At 72.2% G+C, this 24,241-nt stretch carries 11 protein-coding genes; all 11 read right to left on the bottom strand.

Going from position 1 to position 24,241, the window contains the following annotated elements; all coding sequences use genetic code 11:
- Position 1: 1 nt before the first annotated feature.
- Positions 2-1,018 (bottom strand): phosphotransferase enzyme family protein, encoded by a 1,017-nt coding sequence (locus AC07O4_RS01980; RefSeq protein ID WP_495303606.1) that lies wholly within the window; start codon positions 1,016-1,018, stop codon positions 2-4.
- Between the two features lie 68 nt (positions 1,019-1,086).
- Positions 1,087-1,371, bottom strand: a complete 285-nt coding sequence (locus AC07O4_RS01975) for a hypothetical protein (protein WP_240531141.1) — start codon at positions 1,369-1,371, stop codon at positions 1,087-1,089.
- 11 nt (positions 1,372-1,382) lie between these two features.
- Positions 1,383-1,931, bottom strand: coding sequence for a YbjN domain-containing protein (locus AC07O4_RS01970; RefSeq protein ID WP_082818097.1), 549 nt, complete (start codon positions 1,929-1,931; stop codon positions 1,383-1,385).
- Between the two features lie 35 nt (positions 1,932-1,966).
- Positions 1,967-2,914, bottom strand: a complete 948-nt coding sequence (locus tag AC07O4_RS01965) for a peptidylprolyl isomerase (protein ID WP_390343087.1) — start codon at positions 2,912-2,914, stop codon at positions 1,967-1,969.
- A complete protein-coding gene (locus tag AC07O4_RS01960; protein ID WP_495303605.1) occupies positions 2,911-3,636 on the bottom strand; it encodes a hypothetical protein in 726 nt (241 codons plus the stop codon). The genes AC07O4_RS01965 and AC07O4_RS01960 overlap by 4 nt, the downstream gene beginning before the upstream one ends.
- A gap of 13 nt (positions 3,637-3,649) precedes the next feature.
- The gene (locus AC07O4_RS01955) at positions 3,650-5,509 is read right to left on the bottom strand and encodes a putative porin (RefSeq protein ID WP_495303604.1); all 1,860 of its coding nucleotides are present in this window, start codon (positions 5,507-5,509) and stop codon (positions 3,650-3,652) included.
- Positions 5,506-6,249, bottom strand: coding sequence for an energy transducer TonB (locus AC07O4_RS01950; protein ID WP_495303603.1), 744 nt, complete (start codon positions 6,247-6,249; stop codon positions 5,506-5,508). The genes AC07O4_RS01955 and AC07O4_RS01950 overlap by 4 nt, the downstream gene beginning before the upstream one ends.
- Before the next feature lie 10 nt (positions 6,250-6,259).
- Entirely contained in the window at positions 6,260-6,673 is a 414-nt protein-coding gene (locus AC07O4_RS01945; protein ID WP_062474100.1) for an ExbD/TolR family protein, read from the bottom strand.
- Positions 6,674-6,685: 12 nt separating this feature from the next.
- A complete protein-coding gene (locus AC07O4_RS01940) occupies positions 6,686-8,494 on the bottom strand; it encodes a DUF2341 domain-containing protein (RefSeq protein ID WP_495303602.1) in 1,809 nt (602 codons plus the stop codon).
- 80 nt (positions 8,495-8,574) lie between these two features.
- Complete coding sequence (locus AC07O4_RS01935) at positions 8,575-10,227, bottom strand: ShlB/FhaC/HecB family hemolysin secretion/activation protein (protein WP_495303601.1); 1,653 nt, start codon at positions 10,225-10,227, stop codon at positions 8,575-8,577.
- 258 nt (positions 10,228-10,485) lie between these two features.
- Positions 10,486-24,141, bottom strand: a complete 13,656-nt coding sequence (locus AC07O4_RS01930; RefSeq protein WP_495303600.1) for a filamentous hemagglutinin family protein — start codon at positions 24,139-24,141, stop codon at positions 10,486-10,488.
- Positions 24,142-24,241: the final 100 nt, after the last annotated feature.

Raw genomic sequence — 24,241 nt, 5'->3', positions numbered from 1 at the left:
CTCACTCCGGCGTCTGCAATTCCGCCCACGCCGTCAACATCTTCACCTGCGTGCGCAGCCAGCTCGTCGGCATCGACTGCGTGCCCCACACCGCGATGCGGCCTGCGTGTTCGCCCATGAGCCAGAACTGCCGCACCGCCATGAAGGCGGCGATGGCGTCGACATCCGCCGAAGGCAACGGACGCGCGCTGCGGTAGCCCGCCAGGTAGCTGCGCCAACGCGCCAGCGACGTCGCGTCGAGCGATCCGCCCACGGTGCGCGGGTGCATCGCCCACAGGTACACGCACAGGTCGTAGGCCAGCCAGCCGGGGCCTGCATCGTCGAAGTCGAAGAACGAGGCGACACGCGCGCCCTCAAGACCAGTCGTCACGAAGTTGTTCATGCCGTGGCAATCGCCGTGCCCGTGAACGCGCGTCAGGGCCGGCATCGCGGTGATGCGGGCTTCGAGCGCGCGCGCGATGGCGCTGAACTCCGGGCGCAGCGCGTCGGTCATGGTGGGCGCGGCGTGCAGGCGCTCCAGCGATGCGTGCAGCAGGTCGGGCAGTTCCAGGGTGTAGCGGCTGGCGGGGCCGTGGTAATCCTGCGCGGCTTCGTGCAACAGCGCCAGGCCGCGGCCGGTGGCTTCGACGTCGGGCAGCACGTCGCCAGGCACGTCGCCGTCGAGGTGCTCGAACAGGATCAGCGGACGCTCGCCCTCGGGCAGGTCCATCGCGACGGCATGTGCGCCGTCGCGTGCCGCCAGCGCGCCGGCCACCGGAACGCCCTTGGCCTTCAGGTGCACGAGCAGTGCCGTTTCGTAGCCGATGTTGGGGGCGCCGCGCGGGCGGTCGGCGCTCAGGCGCGCGACGGCGTGGCGGCCGTCGGCAAACTGCAGGCCGTAGACATGGTTGAAGCTGCGCCGCAGCAGCTCGCACGACCGGACCTCGCCGAAGTCGTAGGCCTGCGCCACCTTCTCCGCGATGGCGGCGCCCGTGGGCGTGGTCTGTGCGATCTGGGCAGAGCGGGCGGGCGTCGTCACGGGTGCGGCCTTTCGGGAGCGTGGGGCGCGCGATTCTGCCCTACCCTGCGCCGCCTCGCCGCATGGCGTCAACGCTCCAGATCGTGATCGAGCGAAGCGCCCCCGTCCCCCACCTGCCGCCAAGCAGGCGCCAGCGCCTTGCGCGCCGCATTGAGCTCGGCCATCGAGATGTGCAGCTCCGCCATGGTCTGCACCAGCAGCTCGAGCAGCGCGGCGCGCTGGCGCAGCCGCACGGTCTCGGCGCGGCGTGCGCGTTGGGCCTGGCGCGCCGCGGCCTGGATGGCGCGGCCCGTGGGCGAGTCGTGCGAGGGATGGTGGTGGTCGTCCACGGACAGGCCGGATGCGGCGCGCATGGGCAGTGGCATCACGCGGCGGCGGGCACACCCTGGACGGCGGCGGTGGCAGCAGCGGCGTCGGCATTCGCCGCATCGCCGCGCGTCTCGGCGGCGGGGCCGTAGTTGCGCAGGTGCAGGAAGAACTCGCCCATCATCTGCATCCACAGACGCACGGCGAAGGCCAGGTAGGCGGGGCTGACGCCGCCGGCCACGACCACGTCCATCTCGAGCACGACGAAGTCGCCGTGCTGCGCCACGCGCGCAAAGCGCTTGCTGCGGTGCCAGGCGGCGAGCACGGCCTCGGGCAGCGTGCCGCCCTGCACGCGCAGCGGGCAGCTCAGGGTGAAGTCGGTGTACTGGGTGGTGGTGACGGCGTTGCCCCACAGCACCTGGAAGCCGATGCCGTGGCTGGCGCTGTGCAGGCGCACCACGCCATCCTGTTCGATGGCGGTGACGGCGCCGCCGGCGGCCTTGATGGCGTCCGACACCTGGTCGGGCGTGACGGCGTCGAGCATGTCGAAAGGCACAGGCGTGGCGGCCTGGTCGTCGGCTTGCGGGGTCGTGGCGGTGGTGTTCATGGTGTGCTTCTTCTTTCTGAAAAGGGGGAATGGGTTCAGTTGGTCTTCTTGAGCGCGGCGTCGAGCGCGGCACTGTCGATGCTCAGTTGCGCCGGCGGCGCCAGCTGGGCCATGTAGGCCTGCACAAGTTGCTGCTGCCGCTGCTGGCGCAGCGCGGCCTGCAGTTGCGGCTTCATCTCCTCGAGGGTGGCGGTGCGCGCGGGCTGGGTGTCGAGCAGCTTGACGATGTGAAAGCCGGCTTCGGCCTGCACCGGTTCGCTGACCTGGCCCTGCTTGAGCTTGGCCACGGTGTCGCGCAGCTCGGGCAGGATGCGCGCGAGCGGCAGCGTGTCGACCTCGCCGCCGCGTTCCGCACTGCGGCGGTCCTGCGAGCTGGCGCGCGCCACGGCGGCAAAGTCGCCGCTGCGGGCCTGCTTGGCGAGGCGGTTGGCTTCGTCGCGCACCTTGGCGATGGCGGCCGGGTCGCGCTCGGGCGTGGCCAGGTAGATCTGCGCCACGCGGTAGGCGGCCGGCAGGTTGAAGCCGGTCTTGCCCTGGTCGTAGGCAGCCTTCACCTCGGCGTCCGACGGGAAGCCCGCGGGCACCTGGCTCACGGATTCGAGGTAGCTGGTGGCGACGATGCGCGCGGTGATCTCGCGCGTGGCGGCGTCGATCTTGGCCTTCACGTCGGGCCGGTCGGCCCAGCCCTTGGCGCGGGCGTCGCGCAGCAGCGCTTCGCTCACGAGGCGCTGGCGCAGCCAGCCGTCGAGGCTCGCGCGGTCGGCCTTGACGGCGGCGCGTTCGGTCTCGGGCAGGGTCTGCAGCAGCTTCTCGATCTCGTCCTGGCCAATGGTCACTTCGCCGATGCGCGCGACCACGGCGGGGCCGGGTGCGGCGGGTTGCTGCGCGGCGGCGACGCCGACCGACGAGACGAGCAGCACGCCGGCTGCCGCGCGCAGGCGGCGGCCGAGCCCGGCTGCGGGAGTGGCTTGTGCGGGGTTCATTGGGGCTTTCCTTCCGTAGCGGATGCAGCAGCCGCAGGCGCCGGCGCGCTCACGGCGCGCACGTCGAAGCGGCTCTCGTAGAGCTTGTCGCCGTACTGCTGCGCGATCTGTTCGTACTTGACGCGGCTTTGCGCCGCGAAGGGTTGGCGCGAGGCGAGCACGCTGCCCACGTCCATGGTTTCGTAGGCGCGCAGCACTTCCTGCCCGACGGCATACAGCTGCGTGTTCTTGGCCTCGCACTGCGTGAGCGCGGTGCGCTGCAGCGCGGCCTCGCCGGCCAGGCGCTGGCGTTCGGCCTCGGAAGAGCGCGCCATCTTCAGCAGCTCGTCGTACGCGCCGCGGAACTGCGCGATCTGCGCGCCCGCCTTCTCGCTGGCGGCCTGTGCCTGTTCGCGCAGCTGCGCATTGCCGGCGCTGGCCTGGCCACGCGCGTGGCGCTCGGACGCGAGCTGGGCCTGGCTGGCGGCCAGTTCCTTCTTCAGCGTCTCGAGCTCGGACGCGGGCGGCGGCGCGCCGGGTGCCGCGGGCGCCTTGCCCGCGGGCTGGCCGGCCTTGAGCGCGGCCAGCTCGTTCTGCGCCTGCTGCAGCTGGGTGGTGGTGGTGCGCAGCTGCGCGCGCAGCCGCTCCTCCATGCTCTGGCCCTGCGGCTGCTGGGCCTGCGCGACGCCGGCCGTGGCGGCCAGCGCGGCCAGGGCCAGCGCCGGGAAGATCGTTCGGGACACGGCGGACTCCTTCTTAGAAACGCGCATTGAATTCGAGCTGCAGGGTGTCGATCGACAGCGGCGGGCCGTAGACCTCCTTGGTCGAGATCCAGCGGCCGGTGAACCACATGTTCTTGTCGATCGCGTACGAGCCGCCCAGGAAGTAGCCGCGCGCATTGGTGCCGCCGCCGTGGAAGCTCGAATCGTTGTAGCCGTCGGGCATGGCGTCGGGCTCGATGCGCTTGTAGCCCGCGAGCACGTTCCAGTCGCCGCGCGCGGCCGGTGCCGGCTTGCCGTAGGTGGCCTGCAGCATGTAGGCGTTGCCGCCGCTCTTGAAGTCGGACTGGGTGGTGCCGCCGGTCGGGCCGAAGTTGTTCACGATGGCGCCGCGAATGCCGCCGCGCTTCCAGATGTCGTTGGCGTCGTAGGCGGTGTTGCGCACGAAGTTGGCGTCCAGGCGCAGGTTGTTGCCGGCCACCTGGGTGTCCCAGCGCAGGTTCAGGTCGATCAGGCGGAACTTGGAGGCCAGGCCGACGTACTGCGGCTGCGGCGTGCCGGCCGGGTTGAGCGGGTCGAGCGAGATGTCGCGCAGCAGCATGAGCGTGTTGCCCTTCTGCATGAAGGCCGGGCGCGACCAGTCGGTGCTGCAGCCGTCGGCGCCCGCGTACAGCGCGCAGGGCTCGGAGACCTGGCCGCTGACGTTGCGGAAGTTGTAGTACGCCAGCGCGCCGCGCACGCGGTTGTCTTCGTTGATCTTCCAGTCGGCGCCCACCTGCGCGCCGAGCAGCCACTTGTTCTCGCTCTTCATCTTGCGCTGGCTGCGCGTGGGCGAACCGTCCGCCGTGTACTCGAGCGGAATGAGGCCCAGCGTGCCGAACAGCGACAGGTCGCGGTTCGCAGCCAGCTTCTTGTCGAACTGCGCAGCAATGCCGTCGAAGTTCAGGTCGCTCGAATACAGCAGGTCGGTCGACATGAAGGGGTTGCCGAAGCGACCGCCGGTCACGGTGAGCCAGTCGGTCGGCTTGTGCGAGATCCACATCTGGTCGAGCCACACGCTCTTCTTGCCCAGGCCACCGCCCAGCGTGGTGGTGGTCGAGACGGGGCTTTCGTCGCTGCCCGAGGCCAGGCGCACGCCGGCCTTGGTGTTCTCCGACAGGTCGGCCAGCAGGCCCACGCGTGCGCGGGCACGGAACAGGTTGCGGCGGTCCTGGCGCGTGTTCAGGATCGACGGCAGCGACAGGTTGGTGTTCGGGTTGACGTCGTAGCCGCTGCCCTGGTTGAGCGAGGGCCAGTTGATCTCGATGTCGCTGTTGTTGCCGGCGTAGCTGCGCGACTCGTTGCGCACGCGCACGTCGCCTTCGAAGCGGATGCGTTTGCTCCACTCGGGCGTCTCGTTGGGCGCGGCCCAGCCTTCGTCCTTGGCCTGGGCCATGACCTGCGCCTTGACCTCGTCGCGGATCTGGTCGCGCACGGTCTGCGAGATGTAGGGCACGCGCACGTCGCCGGCTTCGAGGCGCATGCCGCCCGCGACGGTGGCCGACGCAGCGGTGGCCGACACGGCCGCCTGGCGCTGCGCCTGCTGCGCGGCGATGGCTTCGGTCTGGGCCTGCGCCAGCAGCGCTTCGCCCACGTCCTTGGCGAGCGTGCCGCTTTGAATGAGGCCGCGGATCAGCTTGACCATGGCCGATTCGCCCGCGGGCGCGGCGGCGGTCTGGGCCATGGCGGTGCCGGCCGACAGCACGAAGGCGGAGGCCACGGCCGCCGCGAGCGCGCACTGGCGCAGGGCCGGCATCGCGCCCCGGCGCGGGAGGGTGTTGTGCAGGGTGTTCATCGCTTCGTTCACTGGAGGAAAGGAGTCGGGCCGGGCGTCGGCCGTACAGGTGTGGAAAGTCATGGCCGGCGGCCTTTCATCGACACGCGCATCGGAAAGCGCATCGAGGCCGGCGGACGTTCGTCGACGCGATCGAGCCCGCGCACCAGCGCCAGCACGGCCTCGTCGATGTCCTCGGTGCCGGTGCCGCGCACCAGCTGGGCGCGCGTGGTCTTGCCGTCGGCGCCGAGCCACAGGTCGATCTGGATGTCGTCGAACACCAGCTGGCGCGTGCGCGGATCACGCGACAGCGCCTGCTGCAACATGCTCGACACGTAGCGCGCATACGAGCCGCTGCCCAGGCCGCCGCCGGCGCCGGTGCCGCTCATGCCGCCGCCGCTGCCGGCCTGGATGCCGAAGGCGTCGTTGCCGGCCTGGCCGGCGCTGTCCATGGTCACCGGGTCTCCCAGGTCTTTCGAGGGGCTGGGCGGCGCGTCGTCCTTCGGCGCTTCCAGCGGCTCGACCGGCTTGGGCTCGGGCTCGACCACTTCGGGCTTGATCTTTTCCGGCTCGGGCTCGGGCAGCTTCTCGGGTTCGGGCGGCGGTGGCGGGGGCGGCGGCAGCATCAGCGTGGGCGCGTCGGCCACCACGCGCTTCTGGCTCGCGGTGTCGGACAGCAGCCGCCACACGAGCAGCGCCAGCGCCACGACGATCGCCAGGCCGATGACCACCCCGCCCCAGCGGCGCCACAGCGCGGCCGTTCCACCCGTGCCGCTGGAGCGCGACGCGGGCGAGGCAGAAGAAATCGGGTCGCGAGGGTTCACGCTCCGGTCCTCACTTCTGCTTGCCGGTCACGAGGCCGATCTGGTTCAGCTCGATGCGGCGCAGCAGGTCGAGCACGTCGACCACCTTCGCGTACTGCACGCTGGCATCGCCGCGCACGATCACGGGAAAGTCGGGCGACAGCGCCTTCTCGGTGCGCAGGCGCTCCTCGAGCTCGGGCAGCGTGACCGGGTAGGCGTCCAGGAACACGTTGCCCGCGTTGTCGATCGTGATGGCCTTGGTCTTGGGCTTTTCCAGCGCCACCGAGGCGCTGGCCTTGGGCAGGTCGACCTTGATGCCCGGGATGCTGGCGTTGCTGGTGAGGATGAAGATCACCAGCACCACCAGCAGCACGTCGACGAAGGGCGTGATGTTGATGCCGCCCGTGCGCTTGCGCACGGCGAACTTCGCGGCTGTGTTTGCCATGGTGCGCGGTCCTCAGGCGCGGCGCGCCTGCACGGCCACCGGCAGCGAGCGGCCCTCGCCCTGCTCTTCGGCCAGGCGCGTGACGAACTCGTCGACGAACACGGCCATGTCGGCGCCGATGGCGTCCGAGCGCGAGGCCAGCCAGTTGTAGCCAAAGAGCGCGGGGATCGCGACGCCCAGGCCGGCGGCGGTACACAGCAGCGCGGCGGCCATGCCGGGCGCCACCGAGTTGATGTCCACGGCGCCGGCCATGGCCGCCACCACGAACACCAGCATGATGCCGATCACGGTGCCGAAGAGGCCCACGTACGGCGCGCCTTCGATGGTGGTCGACAGCCAGTTCATGCGCTTGGACATGCGCTCGGTCTCGCGCACCATCACGCCGTCCATCGCGGCGCGGATGGCGCCGATGGTGGAGGCCGACACGGCGTTCAGGTCGTAGCCGCGGTCATGGCGGCGGCGCATCTCCTCGATGGCCACTTCGTACAGGCGCCACAGCGAGGAATCGGCACGCACTTCCTGCGGCACCGTGTTGTTGGTGGCCAGGCGGTCCAGCGGCGCACCGGCGGCTTCGCGGAAGTGCTCGATGAAGGTGGCGTTGGCGCGCGAGGTGGCGCCGAAGTTGCGGCCCTTGCCGATCATGATGGCCCACGACAGCGCCATCATCAGGCCCAGCAGGCCGACCACAATCCACGCGTCCAGCGGCATCGCGGCCAGGATGAAGCCGAAGTGGCTCTTGCCGGCCTGCTGCTCGTCGGGACCGAAAGCGGCCAGGCGCGACTCGGCGCCTTGCGACACGGCATCGGCCAGCAGCAGCGCGTCGGGGCGTGCGACCTTCGACAGGCGCACTTCGTCGATCGCGCCGGTGAACGGAGCGAAGCCGGCGACGGGTGCAGCGCCCGGTGCAGCGGGTGCGGTGGTCGGTGCATCGGCACCGAGCGCGGCGGCGGTGTTCAGCGCGGGCAGCTTCGCGGCCAGCGACACGGCCGGACGGCCGCCCACATACAGCGCGACGCTGTCGCCCTCGGCCTTCACCGCGAGGTGCGCCCACTGGCCGGCCTGCACTGGCTGGCCTGGCGTGCTGCGCTGGCCGTTCACCTGCACGAAGGGCACGCCCTGGTCGATGCCGACCACGAGCTCGCCGGCGCCGTCGCGGCGCGCATAGATCGCCTGGCGCGCACCGAGCGAGTCGGGCTTGATCCAGGCCGAGAAGGTCAGCGTGCCGCCGGCCGTCACGGCCAGCGAGGGCGTGGCGGGCAGCATCAGCGCGCCGTTGCCGAGCTGGGCGCCCTTGCCGATGACCGTGCCTTCGACGGGGACCGCCGCGGTCTGGCCGTTGTTGCCGTAGGCGGTGGTGTCGCGCGGCGGCACTGCGCCTTCGGCGAAGTGGTAGACCAGCGTGTAGTCGGGATCGAAGCTGCGCTGGCCGTTGCCCGAGGCCGGGGCCTTGGGATTGCCGTAGTACATCCAGAGCTTCTGCGGCGTGCCGGCCGAGACGTTGGGCACGTCGACCCAGATCAGCGCGATACCCAGCAGCGGATCGAACTGCTCGATCTGGTGGTTGAGCACGGTCTTGTCGTCGCCCGCGACAAAGCGCAGGTCGGCGCCGGTCTCGCTCACCCCCTCGAACTTGAAATTGCCCGTGTGCAGGCGCACCAGCACCGGCACGCGGCCGGCGTCGCTGCCGATGGCGCCGGCCTGCGGGCCGCCGTCGATGGTGACGGGTTTGCGGTAGGCCCATTCGGCCTGCCACCAGGCATGGGCCAGGCCCGGCAGGAGCGTGCTCAGCAGCGTGAGCGCGATGAAAAGAAGTCGTCGCATGACAGGGTTCTCCGGAAAGCTCGTGGAATGAGAAAAAAATCGAAAAGAGGAATGGCTGTTGCCGTCGGTCGTTCGTTCGGTCAGTAGCTCGCGGTGATGCTGAAATTCACCTGCGTGTCGTGCTTCCTGGTGCGTGGCCCGTCGACCAGCGGATAGCCGATGTCGACGCGGCCCGAGAAATACGTGCCGACCTTGAAGGTCGTGCCCACGCCCACCGAATACAGCGAGAAGCGGTCGGCCTGCTCGGGCAGCGGGCTCTTCAGGCGCAGCCGCGCGGCATCGGCGAAGGCGTACACGCGCCAGTTCTCGACGGTGCTGCCCAGGAAGGCGAGCGGCTTGCTGCGCAGCTCGACCGAGCCGACCACGCCGTAGTCGCCGGTGGCCTCGGCCGAGAGGTAGCCGCGCACCGAGTTCATGCCGCCCGCGGCGATCTGCTCGCTCGAGACGAGCGGCGAATCGGTCATCTGCGCGTTGACGCGGAAGGCCACCTGCGTGCCGCCCTCGAAGCTGTGCGCGCCGTTGAGGTCGGTCTTCAGCACCATGAAGCTGGGCGAGGCCTTGTAGCGCTTGTAGTCGAAGGCCGCCCAGTCGCTGCCGTACTTGAACGAGCTGCTGGTGCCCGCCACCAGCGACACGCCCACGCCGTACTGGCTCTTGTCGGTCTGGCGGAAGCCCGAGTACGACAGCGTGATCGGCGCGTACTTGAGCGGCACGGTGTCGCCGCTGCCCTTGAGCGTCAGCGCTTCCTTGTTGTTCTTGAAGTCGACGCCCACGCTGAAGGCATGCCACCAGTTGCCGGTGTTGGGCACGGTGTAGGTGGCCTTCAGGCCGATCGAGTGGCCCTTGCCCAGCACGGTGGTGCCGCCCACGGTGGCCACGTTGCTGTCGGACACGAAGGCGTTGGCTTCCAGGCTCCAGTTCGTGCCCTTGAGCGGCGCGTTGTACGAGGCCGAGAACACCTGCGTCTGGTTCAGGTCCTGCGGCGCGCCGAAGAAGCTGATGGAGGCGCTGTGGCCCATCTGCCAGAGGTTGTCGTGGCCCAGCGAGGCGCTGGCGCGCAGCTTGCGCGTGTCGGCGCTGTAGTCGTTGTTCAGGCCGACGCTGGCGCGCCACGGGCTCTGGTCCTCGACCTTCAGGTCGACGTCCATCGTGCCCGGCATGCTGCCGGGGCGCACCAGCGGCATCACCTGACGCTTGGGGCTGCGGTTGAGCGCGGTGAGCTCGGCCTGGGCCTTGTTGAAGTCGGGCACGCCGCCCTCCTTCAGCGCCGGCACCTGGTCGCGCACGTCGAGCGGCGAGTTGTACTCGGCGCCCACCACGCGCACGCGGCCCACGCGGGTCTCGTTGACCTGCAGGAACACCACGCCCTGCGTGACCTGCTGTTCGGGCAGGTCGACGTACACCGACTGGTAGCCCGCCGCCTGGTAGGCCGCGAGCAGCGCGTCGCGCGCGCCCTCCACGTCCTTGAGCGTGCGCTCGGGGCCGAGAAAGGGCGTGACCGCCTTCTCGATGGCGCGGGCGTCCAGCACGGTGTTGCCGCGCACGATGTATTCGGCGATGTCGACCTTGCGGGCCGGTTCGGTGGCCGCGGGCGCGGCCGGTGGGGTGGCCGAGGTCGCGGCCGGCGTGGAGACAGCGGCAGGTGCTTGTGCGAACGCTGCCGCCGGGGCACCGATCGCCATCACCGCCAGCCACACCGCTCTCCAGCAGGTCGGTGGGGCGTTCTTCTTCATGTCATGCATTTACAGCTCGGTTCTCAAGGATGAAGCTCGCGTGGCAGCGGCTCATGGTGGAGAGCCTTCATGTCGCTGCTGCGTACCGATACCTAGACGCACGGCGTGCGCGGCGACTGTCGTTTGTCACGAAAACTTCATCAAGAAATCGGCACGAGGCCCGGCGCGGTGGGTTTCGCGCACATAAGAAGAAGGGCCTCCGCATGGGAGGCCCTTCTGTTTTTTCCGCCTGCGCGGGTAGCGCAAAGGTTCAGCGCCTCAGCGTTTCAGCCCCCGCTGCTCGCCCGGCGTGAGCGACTGCATCTGCGCGGTCGTGAGCGCGCCCGCGCCGAGCACCTGCACCACGCCCCTGGGGTCGTAGGCCGCGCCGCTGCGCTCGCGGCCGGCACCGCCGCCACCGCCCTCGCCGCCCGCGGGTTCGTTGCCGAAGCCGAGCACGCGCACGGTGAACACCGAGGGCAGCGCCTGGCGCTGCGCCGCGCGGTCGCGCTGCACGGCGTCCTGCGCCGCGGTGGCGGCCTGCGAGGCGGCGGCGCTGGCGTTGGTGAGCGCGCCCACGTTCACCGCCGCCACCACCGGAACGCCGGTGGACTTGCCCTGCACCTGGATGTTCTCGGCATTGGCCACGCGCAGCGCCGCCAGGTTCACGTTGCCCGACACGCGGATGCCCGCCTCGCCGGCGTCGATGGTGCCCAGCGGCGCGATCAGGTCGATGTCGCCCGGCGGCACCTCGGGGATCGGGTTCAGCGTCGCGATGCCGGCGCCGGTGTTGGGCGTGGTCGGCGACAGGCTGACGTTGCCGGCGTCGTCGTACAGGCGCCGCTGCGGCGTGTAGACCACGGTCGACTTCGAGCCGCGACCGGCGTTGATGTCGCCCTGCGCCGACCAGGCCAGGATGCCGCCGCCGAAGGTGGTGAAGATGCGGCTCTGGCCCAGCAGGATGCTGTCCAGCGAGTAGATCTGCACCTCGCCCGCGCCCTGCGTCAGCACGCCCGAGCCCTCGCCCGGCACGAAGCCGCCGTCCACGCCCACCAGCGTGCGCCCGCCCGGCACCAGGATGTTCACGTTGCCGCCGAAGTTGGTGTGGATGCCGGCATCGAGCGCGTCGTACACGCCGATGTCGCTGGGCCGGCCGGCGGCCGTCCAGGCGTCGCGCCGCAGGTAGCTCTTGCCGGCCTGCGGGCGCTTGGTGAACGGGTCCGAGCTGCTCGCGTAGTAGTTGGCGCTGCTGAACATGGTCAGGTCGCCCTGGTAGCGGCGCGCGCCGCCGTCGGCGCCTTGCGCGGGGAACAGCGTGGCGATGGCCTCGCGCCCGCGCAGGTAGCTGCCCCGGCGCGGGCCGCCCTCCTCGTTGTACTCGCGCCCGCCGGCGCGCAGCTCGGCGAAGTACACGTTGCGCAGGTACACCTGCTGCTGCTCGGGCGGCAGCGCGGCAAAGAAGGCCTGCGCGTCCATGGTGGCGGCGTCGAAGTGGCGGCCCTGGCTGTTGCTGCCGCCGAAGCGATCGCGCAGCCAGTTCACCAGGTGCAGGCCTTCGGCCAGGCCGAACTCGCGCACCAGGTCGCGGCGCGTGCTGCCGCCGCCTTCGCTGCGCTGGCCATCGATCTCGGCCTGCTTGCGCTTCAGGTAGGCGTCGGCACCGGCCTCGTCGCCGCCGTAGCCGAACTGCTGCGACAGCCAGCCGGCCAGCGTGAGCTCGCCGCCGTAGCTGTACAGCGCGGTGCCGGGCTGGTCGGCGAAGGGCTGGCCGCTCGCGGCGCGGCGCTTGGGGTCGAGATAACGCGCGGCAAAGCCGGCCCAGTCCGGCCCGTCGCGGCCCACGCCCACCGCCACCGAGATGCCGGCGCCGCTGCTGCGGTCGCCCGGCTTCACGTTGACGATGGCGCCCAGGCTCTTGAGCTCGCCCTTGTCGGCCATGTACAGCTCGCGCCCGGCGCTCAGTACCAGCTCGCCGGGGCCGGCGATGTGGAAGCTGCTGTTGCGGATGTCGCGCCCGGCCTCCACCACCGACACGTCGTCGGCGTGGCGGTGCACGATCAGGTTGCCGCGCGCCGAGGCGGCGTTCAGCGTCTGCGGCTGCGGCGGCAGTTCCGGTCGGCCGGGGAAGTCGCGCCCGTGCCAGCCCGCGCCCTCCGACGGCACGAGATCGACCTCGCCCAGCGCGGTGCCGGCACCGACGATGTCGCGCCCGGCGCGGATCGCCACCGGGCCCGCCCCTTCGTACCAGAGCCCGTTCGGCGTCGCCACGCCGGTGTTGGAGCCGCGGTAGACGATCGAGCCGGTGCGCAGGCCCACGATGTCGCCCTCCAGCGCATAGAAGCGCGACGGCGGCTGGCCCGCCGGCGCCACGTCGGCCACGCTGGGCGAGGTGAGCGTGAACAGCGGAAAGCGCAGCCACGAATTCTGGCCGTCCAGTGCAATGGAGGGCAGCAGCGCGTCGGCGGCCGTGTTGTGGATCAGCTCGCGGCCGTACCAGAGTTCGCCGCCCAGCGCGGCGAAGCCCGGCTGGAACGGGTCCACCAGCCGCGACGGATCGGCGCCCGAGGGCGTGATGGTGTAGCCCGCCGCATGAATGGAGTCGCGCGCCAGCAGCTCCAGCTGCGCGGTGCGCTTCACCGCGTACTGCGGGCCGACCGGCGACGGCGCCAGCGTGAGGCTCCAGGGCGACAGCACCGGCCCGTTGCTCGATTCGTCGCGCACGCCCGAGCTCGCGCTGCCGTAGTACAGGCTGCCACTGGCCGCCAGCGCGCGCAGCACGGCCGGGTAGACGAAGCGGCCGTCGGTCGCCTGGTGGTTGGTGCGATCGCCCAGGTCGGTCCAGCCCAGCGTCGGCGTGAGGTTGCCGCCGGCGCTGAAGAGGTCGATCGCGGTCGAAGGCGTCCACAGCGAGAACCAGGTCCAGCCCTCGCCCGGGTGCTGCGTGCCGTTGGCGCTGAAGGGCGTGCCGTGCGTGAGCGTGGGCACGCGCCCCGGATCGGCCACGCCGCCCAGCACCAGGTCGCCGCGCGCATCGAGCCGCACGCCGGCGTCGCCGGGAATCAGCACCGGGCCACCCGAGGCGATCGACGAACCGGCGACGTAGGGGCTGAGCGCGCGCGAGTCCTTCGGGCCGGGCGTGCCGAAGTCCAGCTCGATGCCGCCCACCGCGCCGCTTTCCAGCCGCAGCGCGCCGCGCAGGTTGGCGAAGACCCCGTTCAGGTCCAGTCGCATGCGGTCGTAGCGCTGGAGGCTGCCGGCCTGCCAGGTGGTGCTGGCGGGCACGGCACGCACCTCGGGCGCCGGGTTCAGCGTGCCGCCGATGCGCACGTCCAGGTCACCGCCGCCGGTCAGCAGCAGCTCGCCCGCGCGCGTCACGCGGCCGGTGCTGCCCACGGCGAGATGCAGGCCCTGGCTGCGTGCCACGTAGGTGGCGCTGTGGTCGCCCATCTGCTCCATCATCCCGGCGTTGCCGCCGGTCTCGAACACCAGGTTGCCGCCGCCCAGCGTGCCGATGCCGGTGAAGCCGACCAGGTAGGGCCAGAGGCCGCCGAGGTCGTAGGTCGTGCCTTCGTGGCCCGCGACGTAGCTGCCGAAGTTGATCCACCACGCGGTGGGCACGCCCTCGGCACCCGGCACCACGCTGCCGGTGCCCTGGCGCCACAGCCAGTTGCCGAGCATGGCGCTGGGCATCTGCTTGCGGAACACGCCCAGTTCGTCGGTCGTGCGGCGCATGTTGCCGCGCACGCCGATGGTGTCGCCGCGCGCATCGCCCTGCACGCGCATGCGCAGGTTGCCGCCGTGGTCGGGGTACCAGGCGCGGTACAGGCTCTGGCTGTCGACGAACTGCTCGAAGATGTCGTAGCCGCCGTTGAGCACCGTGCCTTGCGGGCCCTTGGCGCGCGGCAGGTGGAAGTCGGCGTCGTCCGCGCGCGCCGCGGCGCGGGTGCCGGCGGTGTAGATGCCGTAGGGCGAGCGCTGCGTGAAGTCGTTCCCGGCCAGCAGGTCCAGGTCGCCGGTGCCGGTGCGCACCACGCTGAACAGCGGCTGGCGCACGGGGTAGGACTTGAAGTCCCAGACCTCGGGGGTCTCGGAGACCAGGTCGCAGTAGCCGATGTCGCACATGCCCCAGGACACCTCCTCCGGCGTGAGGATGCTGCCCAAGCTGCCCCAGCCTTCGTCGGCCGCCTGCTGGTTCCAGGCCCACACCTTGCCGCCGGAGACCAGCTCCTTCGTGAAGGCGTTGCCGTAGTGCGTGTCGGCCAGCAGCAGGTCGCGCTGCGGCCCGCGCGGCTGCAGCGCGCGGCTGTCGGCGGCCTGCGTGTCGGCACCGGCCACCAGGCGCATCGACCACGACTGCGAGCCCTCGGCCAGCATCGGCGCGATGGCGAAGTTGCGGCCCTGGTTGCCGTCACCATCGGCCAGGCGCAGCCGCACCGACGCCGCGCCGCCGGGCAGCACGACCACCGTCTCGGCCGGGATGACGGCGCCGCGCTGCAGCGGCACCTCGCGCGCCAGCACCGGGCCGTTGTAGCGGTAGAACGGCGGCTGGTTGACGTCCAGCACGGCGCCGTCGGGGAACGGCAGCGGCACGCCGACCGGCCACAGCATCGGGCCGACCTTGGCCGCGCCCGCCAGCCGCACGCCGGGGTCCAGCTGCATGTTCGCGCCCAGCACGAGCGGCTGCGCCAGCACGGTGCCGGCCGCATGAAGGACCTGGCCGGACGCATCGCGCACCGCGCCACCGAGCACGGTGCCCGCGGGCAGCGTGTAGCCCTCGGTGAGCACCGCGCGCACCGGCAGCACGGTGCCGGCGGCCAGGCTCATGGCCTTGAGCGGCGCCTGGAAGTTGAGCGCGCGCCCGGGCTGCAGGAAGGTGTTCTCGGCCAACGTGACCACGCCGCCGCGCGGCACCACCACGTCGCCACCGAAGGGCACGCGCCCCTTCAGCAGCACCCAGCCGTCGTCGTCGCGCGTGGCCGGCAGCGCCGAGGTGTCGAAGCCGTCGTTGATGCTGCCGTGGATCTTCAGGTTGCCGCCCGCGCGCATCACCAGCGCGCCGGCCTCGCCCGAGCCGTAGACGCCGGTGCGCTGCGTGCGCGCATTGAGGCTGTCGTAGCGGAAGGCCGAAAGGTCGAGGTCGCCGTCGATCTGCAGGTCGCCGTCGGGCGTCCGGCTCACGATCTGCACGCCGGGGCGCAGGTGGAAGGCATCGCCGTACGCGCGCAGGCCGGCCAGCCGGCCGTCGACCAGCGCGCCGTTGGCCAGCACGTTGCGCATGAAGGCCGTGCTGTCCTCGTGCTTGGCCTGCAGGTAGGCCTGGTCGATGCGCTGGTAGGGCCGCCCGCTGATGTCCGGGTCGGTGCCCGTGGGCGCGTCGTCGTAGCGGAAGAAGCCGTTGACGGTGATCGTGCGCGCGCCCTCGATGCGCTGCGTGCTGCCGGCGTCGATGTCGATGTCGTTGCCGCGCGCGCCGCCCAGGCGCGGTGCGTTGAGTTCCACCGTGCCGAAGGAACGCGGCGTGCCGTCGGTGCCGGCGCGCAGGTCCATGCGCGCGCCGCTCTCCAGCACCAGGCGGCCCTGGCCGCTGTCGATCTCGATGGTGGCCCGGTTGGGCGCCTCGATGGCCTGGCCGTAGCTGTCCACGCGCAGCCGCGTGCCGTGCGCGTCGAGCAGTGCGTTGCCGGCAATGGTGACGCCGTCGCGCGCCGCCAGCCGGATGCTGCCGACCTGCACGCCGCCGGCGTCCACGGTGCCGGCCACGGTGAGGCGGCCGCCGTCGACCGAGAGGTTGATCTCGCGCGCCTTCAGCTCGTCGCCCACCACCAGGTCGCCCTGCTTGAGCTGGAAGCTGCGCTCGCCGACCACGCCGCCGTCGGTCAGGCGGCGGTTCAGGCCGGCGAAGTCGGCCAGGCGCTGCGCGCGCACGTCGATGCGCCCGGCCGCGTAGGGCACCGCCGTGCCGCCCGCGTCGTACTCGCCGCTGCTGCCGCCCGCGATGCGGCCCAGCAGCTCGACCTGGCCGGCGCCCGCGCCGAGCGCGGTGACGGCCAGCCGGCCGGCGCGGTTGTTCTGCGCCGACAGGTCGATCTGCGCGCTCGCCGCCTGGCGCACGTTGCCCGTGCGGCTTTCGATTTCCACGTCGCCGCCCCAGCTGTACTTGTCGACGTCGAAGAAGCGCAGGCGCCGCCCGGCCAGGTCCAGCCGCGCGCCGTCGTGCAGCTGCACGTCGCCGTCGGCGCGCAGCACCAGCTTGCCGCTGGGCAGCACCACGGCGGTGTCGAGCGCCACGCTGCGTCCGTCGATGGCGATCTCGGCGCCCAGCGCGCGCGACGCTTCGGCGTCGGTCATCGTGGCCGGCTGCATGCCTTGCGGCGCGGCCACGCGCACGTCGCCGCCGGCGGTGTAGCGCATCACCGAGCCGGCCTCGCCGGTCAGGAGCGGCGTGTCGATGCGCAGCGAGCCGCCTGTGCGCACGTAGCCCTTGGCCGCCTCGTCCCACGCGCCCTGCGACTGGTAGACCGAGAGCGAGCCCTTCTGCCGCGCCGTGACCTGCTCGCTCGCGTTGAGTTGCACCTCACCGAAGCCCAGCACCAGCCGGTCCATGTCGTGCACGGTGTCCACGCGCATGTCGCGCGCGGCGCCCAGTTCGATGTGCCGGGCGTCGATCTGCAGCCGGCCGCTGCCGGTGCCTGCGCCGCCGGTGGCCACCAGGCCGGGCGGCGTGCGGGTGCCGTTCCACACCAGCACGTCGGTGTGGATGCGCGCCACACTGTCGGCATCGCCCCAGCCGTAGATCGCGGGCGTGGTCAGCATCAGGCGCGAGATCGTCGACCGGCCGGTGGCGGGGTCGATGGTCGACAGCTGCGTGGAGCCGAAGAAGTTGACCGCGTCGCGCACGGTGAACACCAGGTTCTCCAGCGCCGGCGCGCCGGTGCTGGTGTCGCCGCGCAGCAGGCGGTCGAGCACGGACTGGTTCAGCGTCAGGCCCGGCGGCAGCGCGCCGCGCGCGGCGGCGTCGCCCAGCGCGCGTTCGCCGCCCACGTTGATGCCGCCCAGCGCCAGCACCAGGTTGCGCGTGCCGTAGCGCGTGCTTTCGCCCAGCGTGAAGGCCTGGTCGGTGGCGGCGGTGATGGTGCCTTCGGAATACAGCCGCGCGCCGGCACTGCAGCTGCCGCTGGGGGTGCACACGCCGATGTCGATGCGGCCGGGGCCCGTTTGGCCGCCGCTCGATGCGGACGGCGGCTGGATGTCGATCCAGCCGTTGGACACCGCCAGCACGCTGCGCAGCCCCGGCTCGTAGATGTAGCCGCGGCGCGAGTCCCAGGCCGCCGGCCCGCGGCCCAGCGTGTCGATGCCGGCACCGGACTCGACGGTGATGCCCGAGTCGCGGCGGTCGGTGACCAGGAACACCTCGCCCGCGCGCAACACCGCGCCCTCGCGCAGCACGATGCCCTCGGCCGCGCTGCTGAAGCCCAGGCGGTTGGCGTCCCTCAGCCGGTCGGCCGCGGTGGCGTCCTGCACGAAGGTGCCCGCCGGCGCGCCGCCGATGGCCAGCTGCGCGGCACCGATGGCATTGAGGTCGCGCGCATGCAGCGAGGTGCCCTTGAAGTCCGGCGTGGGCGCGGCGCCGTCGCCCAGCACCTCGAAGGAGCGCGCCGTTCCGCCGATCACCAGCGCCGTGCCGCCCATGCCGTCGCCCACCGTGGCGTAGCGCGCGGTGCCGGCGAAGCGCAGCGCGGGTTCGCCGGGCATCTCGCCCGCCGAGCCCTTCAGGCCGAACTGGAAGCGCAGCGCCTTGGCGTCGCGCTCCAGCAGCGGGCGCGGCACGCCGTCGCGCAGCGCCTGCGCCACGGCGAAGTCGGCATAGCCGGTCTCGTTGTACTGCGCGTAGGTGCGCAGCACGTCGCCCGGCGTGAACACCGCCTGCAGCGGCAGCGCGTCGTGGATGCCGGTGCCGGCCACGCCCAATTGCGCGGGCGCGGTGTAGGAGCCGTTGCGCATCGCCGTCGCGCTGCCCGGCGCGCCGACCTGCGCGGCCAGCCCGTTGAGCTCGACGCGGAAGGCGCCGGGCAGCAGCGCGTAGGTAGAGGGCATCAGCGTGTAGCGGCCCGGCGGCAGGCCGGGCACGCCGGCGCCGATGGTGATCTGCCGGCCCACTGCCGGATCGCTCGCGCCCTTCTCGGCGCCGAGCGGCGCCTGCAGCGGCTGCACGCCCGGCACGATGGCATAGACCGGGTTGGTGGCCAGGCCGGGCAGCACGAAGCCCTTGCGCTGCGCGCCCACCTGCACCAGCGGGTGCATGCGCGCGTCGGTGGAGCCGCCGCGTCCGGCCAGGAAGGCGGTGCCGGTGAGCGTGCCGCCGCCCGACATGTCGAGCACCGCGCCCTCGCGCACGTCCACCGCGTGGCCGGACAGCGTGATGGCCGGGCCGACGCCGGGCACGCGGTAGGCCACGTCCTTGCCGTTGAAGAGATAGGTCAGCCCGTCCTGCGTGCCGCCGTAAGGCATCAGCAGCCCGTCGGCGCTGACCGAGGTCAGGCTGCCCGCATGCAATTGCACGGTGCTGGTGGAGGTGTCGCCGAAGACGCTGCCCAGCGCGATGCCGCCCAGCGGCGCGCGCAGCACGCCTCGCTGCTCGATGTGGGCGGCGTGGAAGGTGAGCGAGCCGAAGGCCGACTGCGGCATGGCCGGCGTGTCGCCCACGCGCTCGATCACCAGCCGGCGGTTCATGTCCATCTCGGCCTGGCGGGTGCCCCACTTGTCGATGACGTTGCGCTGGCCGACCTGCACCAGCCCGCTGTCGCCGGTGGCCGGGTAGATCTGCGCCGCCGCCAGCGTGAGGTCGCCCGGCACGTAGAACCTGGCGTTGTTCGAGAAGCGCAGGTCGCCGCTGCTGCGCAGCAGCGTGCGGTCGAAGGCGTTGCGCTCCACGACCAGGTCCTCGGGCACGTTGCGCACGATGGTGCCGCGCACGCCCTGCTGCACCATGCCCGCCAGGTCGATGAGCTGCGCGTCCAGCCGCAGCGAACTGCCGGCCGACACCAGCGGCACGCCCAGCGTGCCGGCTCCCCCGCCCGCGTTGCGCGAGCCGAGCACCGGGTTGGGCAGGATGTAGTCGTCGATCTGGGTGCGCCCGCTGGCGGCCAGGCGGATGTAGGGCGCCGCCAGGGCCACACGCGCATCGGGTGCGGACGCCTCTGCCAGGGCCAGCGCGGTGGTGGTCAGGCGCAGGCTCTGGTCCAGCGAGAGATCGACGCTGCCGTCGAAGGACAGCATGCCATGGCTGAGCAGCGACAGGTTGTCGAAGCCACCGTCGTGGATGCGGTCGACGCCGATGCGCGCCGTGCCGTAGGCCAGCGCGCCGTGCGCCTGGCCGGGGCGCAGGCCGGCGGCGTCGGCCACCGCGCTGCGGCCCTGCACCTGCGCCAGCAGCATCTCGCGCGGCACGCGCACCGCGTCGTCGACGTTCTCGCCCTTCAGGTTGTAGCGCGCCACCGTGCCGTAGATGGGCGTATCCAGGTTCAGCGCCAGCATGCCGCCGGCCGCGCCCGCGCCGCCCGCGGCGGCGCGCATGTCGCCGTCCAGGAACAGGCCGCGGAAAGAACTCAGCGCGATGGTGCCGCCGTGGCTGGCGACCTCGCTCGCGCCACGGCCCGGCAGGTCGAGCGTCACCGACGTGCCCGAGGCCTCCAGCCGTGCACCGGGGCGCAGCACCACGAAGGCATCGGCCGCGTCCACCTGCGTGGCATCGAGCACATGGCGCGCGCCGATCTCGATGGTGCCGCCGTTGGCCACCTGGCCGTAGCGGTGGCCGCGCGCGTCGGTGGCCACCACCGGGCGCGCAGCGACGTCGATCAGCGCGTGCTCGCCGATCCAGTACGAGCGTGCGTTGGGCATGCCGTCGGCCAGATTGCGTGCGTTGCCCATGCCGTGCTCGCCCGGCAGCAGCGAGACGCGCCCGCCCCAGGCCGAGAGCGTGCCATCGACCGTGATCTGGTCGTTGCCGCGCAGCGTGAGCGTGCGGCCGGGGTCGAGCGCGATGTGAGCGCCCTCGCCCACCACCAGCGGCGCACGCTGGTAGAGCGTGCCGGCCTCCAGCGTCAGGTCGGCGCCGGCGCGCTGGGTGAGCTTCTGCTTCACCGGGTCGTCCTGGTACACCGGCGGCATCCACAGCGGCAGCGCGACGGACGGGTCGGCGCCGGTGGGCGCGAGCGCGCCGGCGACCGGGTCGAAGCGCTGCACCGGCATGCGCACCTCCACGCGCGCGCCGTCGGCCACGGCCACGCCGTCCTGGCCGCGCACCGTGTACTGCGCGAAGCCGCTGTGGAACAAGCCGGTGTCCAGGCGCAGCAGCGGCTGCACCGCGACCGCGCGCGGCAGCGCGGTGCCGGCGACGATCGGCGTGCCCGCGGGCATCACGGTGTCGGCGGCGGCCACCGTGCCGGCCTTGTACGACGTGGTCTTGGGCGGGATCGGCAGGCCCGAGGGGAACACGTCCTTGGGCAGCACGTAGCCCTGGGCCAGCAGGGTGATGGCCGCCAGCACGCTGCCGGCCGGCACCGTCTGGCCCGGCTCGTAGCCCTTGCCGTCGAGCAGGAACGCCTGCGTGCCCGGCGGCACCACCCAGTCGGCGCCGGTGATGACGGTGCGCGCGTTGCTGACGCCGGGTTGCACGCTCTCCTTGAGCGCCTCGCCCGGCAGCGCACGCGACACCGTGACGGCGAAGTCCATCGGAATCTCGCTGCCGGCCGCGATCACGTAGTCGCCGGCCAGCCGCAGGTGCACGGTGCTGCTGCGCCCGGCCGCGAGCTGCCCGTCGCCGCCGGCGGGCAGTTCGCCGATGCCGATGGCCGCGCCGTTGGCCAGCGTCAGCTTGCCGCCGCCCTTCACGCCGTGGCCGCGCACCTCGCCGTCCATGCGCAGCGTGCCGGGGCCCGCGCCTTCGTTACCGGGCTGGGCCGCCATCAGCGTCACGTCGCCGCCACGGCCGCCGCGCAGCTCGTTGCCGGCCAGCAGCGCCGCGCCGCCCGACACGTCGACCAGGCTGCGCGCACCGAGCACCACATCGCCGGTGCTGCGCAGCGTCACCTGCCCGCCATCGACATAGGGCAGGCCCTCGATGCGGTCGGGCGACTGCGCGATGTGGCTCCACAGCCCGCGCGCATCCAGCCGCACGCCCTCGCCCACCGCCACACGCGGCGCGTAGCCGACCGGCAGCACGTCGGCAATGGAGATGTCGACCCAACTGCCGCCGTTGGCGCTGGCGAAGCGGCTGACCAGGTCGCCCAGCGCGATGCTGCCGCCGCGCGCGACGAGGTCGGCCTCCACCGCCACCGTAGGTGCGTGCAGCGCGATGCTGCCGCCGGGCGCGACGGCAAGGGCCGACGTCACCGCCACCGTGTCGTTCGCATAGGCGACGACGCCGCCCAGGCGCTGGCGCTGCAGCCACTGGCTGTCGATGCGCACATGGCCCGCGAGCTCCTTCGGCAGCGCCTCGCCGGCGGCCAGCGCATCGGCCAGCGCGGCGGGCGAGATCGGCGCCTCGGCGAAGGTGACGCGGTCGACCCGCGCGGAAGGGTTGTCGCGCAGCAGGCCGGTGGCGGCGTCGTAGACCGGCGCCACGCCGCCGATGACCAGGCGCCCGGCCAGCGGGGCCGCGGTCTGCAGCTGGCGGTAGCTGTCCAGGCCGGCATCGCGCTTGCGCTGCTGGCGCTCGCCCTGGAACACGGTGGCGTCGATGTCGCCCTCGAGCACTGCGGCGCGCGTGCCGACCTGCACCTGGCCGGCATCGCGGCCCACGGTGTAGCCGTTTTCCAGCCGTTCGCGCGGCGCGATCAGCGGGTTGTAGAAGTAGCCGGTGGTGGTCTTGCCCCAGCGCGCGTGCTCGTCCTCGAAGCCGCGGTACAGCCCGGTGTAGACGATGTCGGCCGGCGCGGTCGACAGGTTGTACAGGCGCCCGTCGGGGCCCTTGAGCCAACTCTGCTGCAGCCGGCCGGTCTGCACGTCGAGCGTGCCGCCGGCCACGTTGATGCGCGAGCCGCGCTGCGTGACCAGCTCGCCGCCGGCGAAGGCCACCGTGCCGCCCGACGCGGCCCATTCGCCGACCGTGTGGCCGTCGGTGTTGAGGTAGCCGCCGACCTCCAGCAGCCCGCCGCCGGTGTACCAGCGCTCGCCGACGTAGCCGTTGACGCCGGCCGCCACGCGCACGAGGTCGCGGCGGTCGATCCACATGTCCAGGTTGTTCAGGCGCTTGCCGTCGCGGTTGAGCGGCGCGTCGCGCTGCTCGTTGCCCTGCACGTTGATCTTCACGTTGTTGGACGCCATGGCCACGCCGACGCCGACCGCGCCGGCCACGTCGATGGCGGCGCCGCTGGCCACGCGCGTGCGGCGCTCGGCGCGCGCCTGCACCTGGCCGCCGGTGGCCAGGGTGAGCGAGCCGCCGTCGAAGTCGATGTCGCCGGCCGAGTCGATCTTCACCAGCGACTGGTCGCGGCGGTTGTAGCCGCCGTCGCTCAGGCGCATCGAGTCCTTCAGCAGGGTGTCGCGCTGCACGTCGAGCGCGGTGGCGCTGTCGTTCTCCAGCACGATCGCGCTGGTGCTCTGCGGCGCCAGCGTGACGCGCGCCTCGCCGGCCTCGCCCACCGCCCGCAGGTGCAGCGTGCCGCGCGTGTTGACCGAGCTGCTGGACAGCAGCACGCCCTGCTGCTCCACCGTCTTGCCGACCAGGGTCACGTCGCCGGTCGGCGCGGCGATCAGGCCGGTGTTGCGCACGCGGCCGGCGGCGCTGCCGGCCAGGCGCAGCGGATCGACCTCGTTGCCGCGCGTGCTCGAGTCGCTGTTGCCGTCGGTGCCCATGCCCTTGCGGATCACGAAGGCGTCGCCGGCGGCCAGCACGGTCTGGCCGTTGGCGGTCGCGATGCTGCCGTGGTTGTGCGCCTCGCGCCCGGCCAGCAGCACGTAGCCGCCGCCCTCGGTCACGCTGGTGGGCCGGCGCGTGGCGATGCGCGCGCCGGGCTCCACCACCACGTCGGCGGTGGCCGCGCCGTGCGTGGCGCCGGTGGCGTGGAGCACCAGGTCGTTGGCCAGCACCGGCACCTGGGTGCTGCCGCGCGTTTCGCTGTACAGGCCGCGCCTGAACTGCGCGTCGCTCATGCCCACGGCCGCGGCCACGAGGTTGCGCGTGTCGACCTGGCTGCTGCCGCTGAACACGATGCCGTTGCGGTTCACGACCATCACCGTGCCGTCGGCCTGGATCTGCCCCTGGATCTGCGAGGGCCGTGCCTTCGGGTCGTTCACGCGGTTGAGCACCGACCAGCTGGCCTGCTGGTCGAACTTCACCGTGGTGCTGCGCCCGACGTTGAAGGTCTCCCAGTTGAGGATCGCCTTGTCGGCCGTCTGCTCGACCGTGACCACCGTGCGGCCCGCGGCCTGGCGCTGCGAATCGGGCGTGAGCGGGCGCGCGTTGTGCCAGCCGGCGGTGAGCGCGTTCGTGTCGACCTTCAGGCCGCCTTCGGCCAGGCCGTCGGGCACCGACGGATCGTGCTGCGCGGCGGCGCGCGCCGCGGCCTGCACCGACTGCTGCGCCGCGATGGCACGCGCCGCCAGGTTCAGGTTGCCGAGGGACTGCTGCAGCTGTTCATTGGCACGCTGCTGCTGCGCCTGCGGCCCCGCGAGCATCGCGGCGGGCAGGCCGTTGGGCAGGCGGCCGGTGGCGAGCGCGGTGCTCTGCGCCATGTTCTTCTGCGCCATCCACGCGCCGCTGAACGCCTGCTGCGCCTGCGCGCCATCGAACGCGGCGCCGCCGGCCAGCAGCAGCGCGATGGCGCGCACCAGCGGCGTGAACCGGACCTGCGCGAATGCGGCAGACGAATAAGAAGAAGAGGACGCGTTCGGCGGATTGCGCCGGGACACCGTGCGGCGGCTGCTGCGTTGCATGCGGACTTCCATGGGTTCGTGTTTCGTTGCTCGATCGGGGCCACGAAGCGCAAGGGCCCGTGGACTACCGAGCTATGACAGCGAAGGTCCGGCGCGACTG

Source organism: Variovorax sp. GW821-FHT09D04 (genome assembly GCF_059416405.1).
This window is presented reverse-complemented; position numbering and strand designations above follow the sequence as displayed.

Coding starts and splice junctions, on each gene's coding strand:
- AC07O4_RS01975 (WP_240531141.1), bottom strand. CDS start 1,371: ATGCGCGCCGCATCCGGCCTGTCCGTGGACGACCACCACCATCCCTCG.
- AC07O4_RS01970 (WP_082818097.1), bottom strand. CDS start 1,931: ATGAACACCACCGCCACGACCCCGCAAGCCGACGACCAGGCCGCCACG.
- AC07O4_RS01965 (WP_390343087.1), bottom strand. CDS start 2,914: ATGAACCCCGCACAAGCCACTCCCGCAGCCGGGCTCGGCCGCCGCCTG.
- AC07O4_RS01955 (WP_495303604.1), bottom strand. CDS start 5,509: ATGACTTTCCACACCTGTACGGCCGACGCCCGGCCCGACTCCTTTCCT.
- AC07O4_RS01945 (WP_062474100.1), bottom strand. CDS start 6,673: ATGGCAAACACAGCCGCGAAGTTCGCCGTGCGCAAGCGCACGGGCGGC.
- AC07O4_RS01940 (WP_495303602.1), bottom strand. CDS start 8,494: ATGCGACGACTTCTTTTCATCGCGCTCACGCTGCTGAGCACGCTCCTG.
- AC07O4_RS01935 (WP_495303601.1), bottom strand. CDS start 10,227: ATGAAGAAGAACGCCCCACCGACCTGCTGGAGAGCGGTGTGGCTGGCG.
- AC07O4_RS01930 (WP_495303600.1), bottom strand. CDS start 24,141: ATGCAACGCAGCAGCCGCCGCACGGTGTCCCGGCGCAATCCGCCGAAC.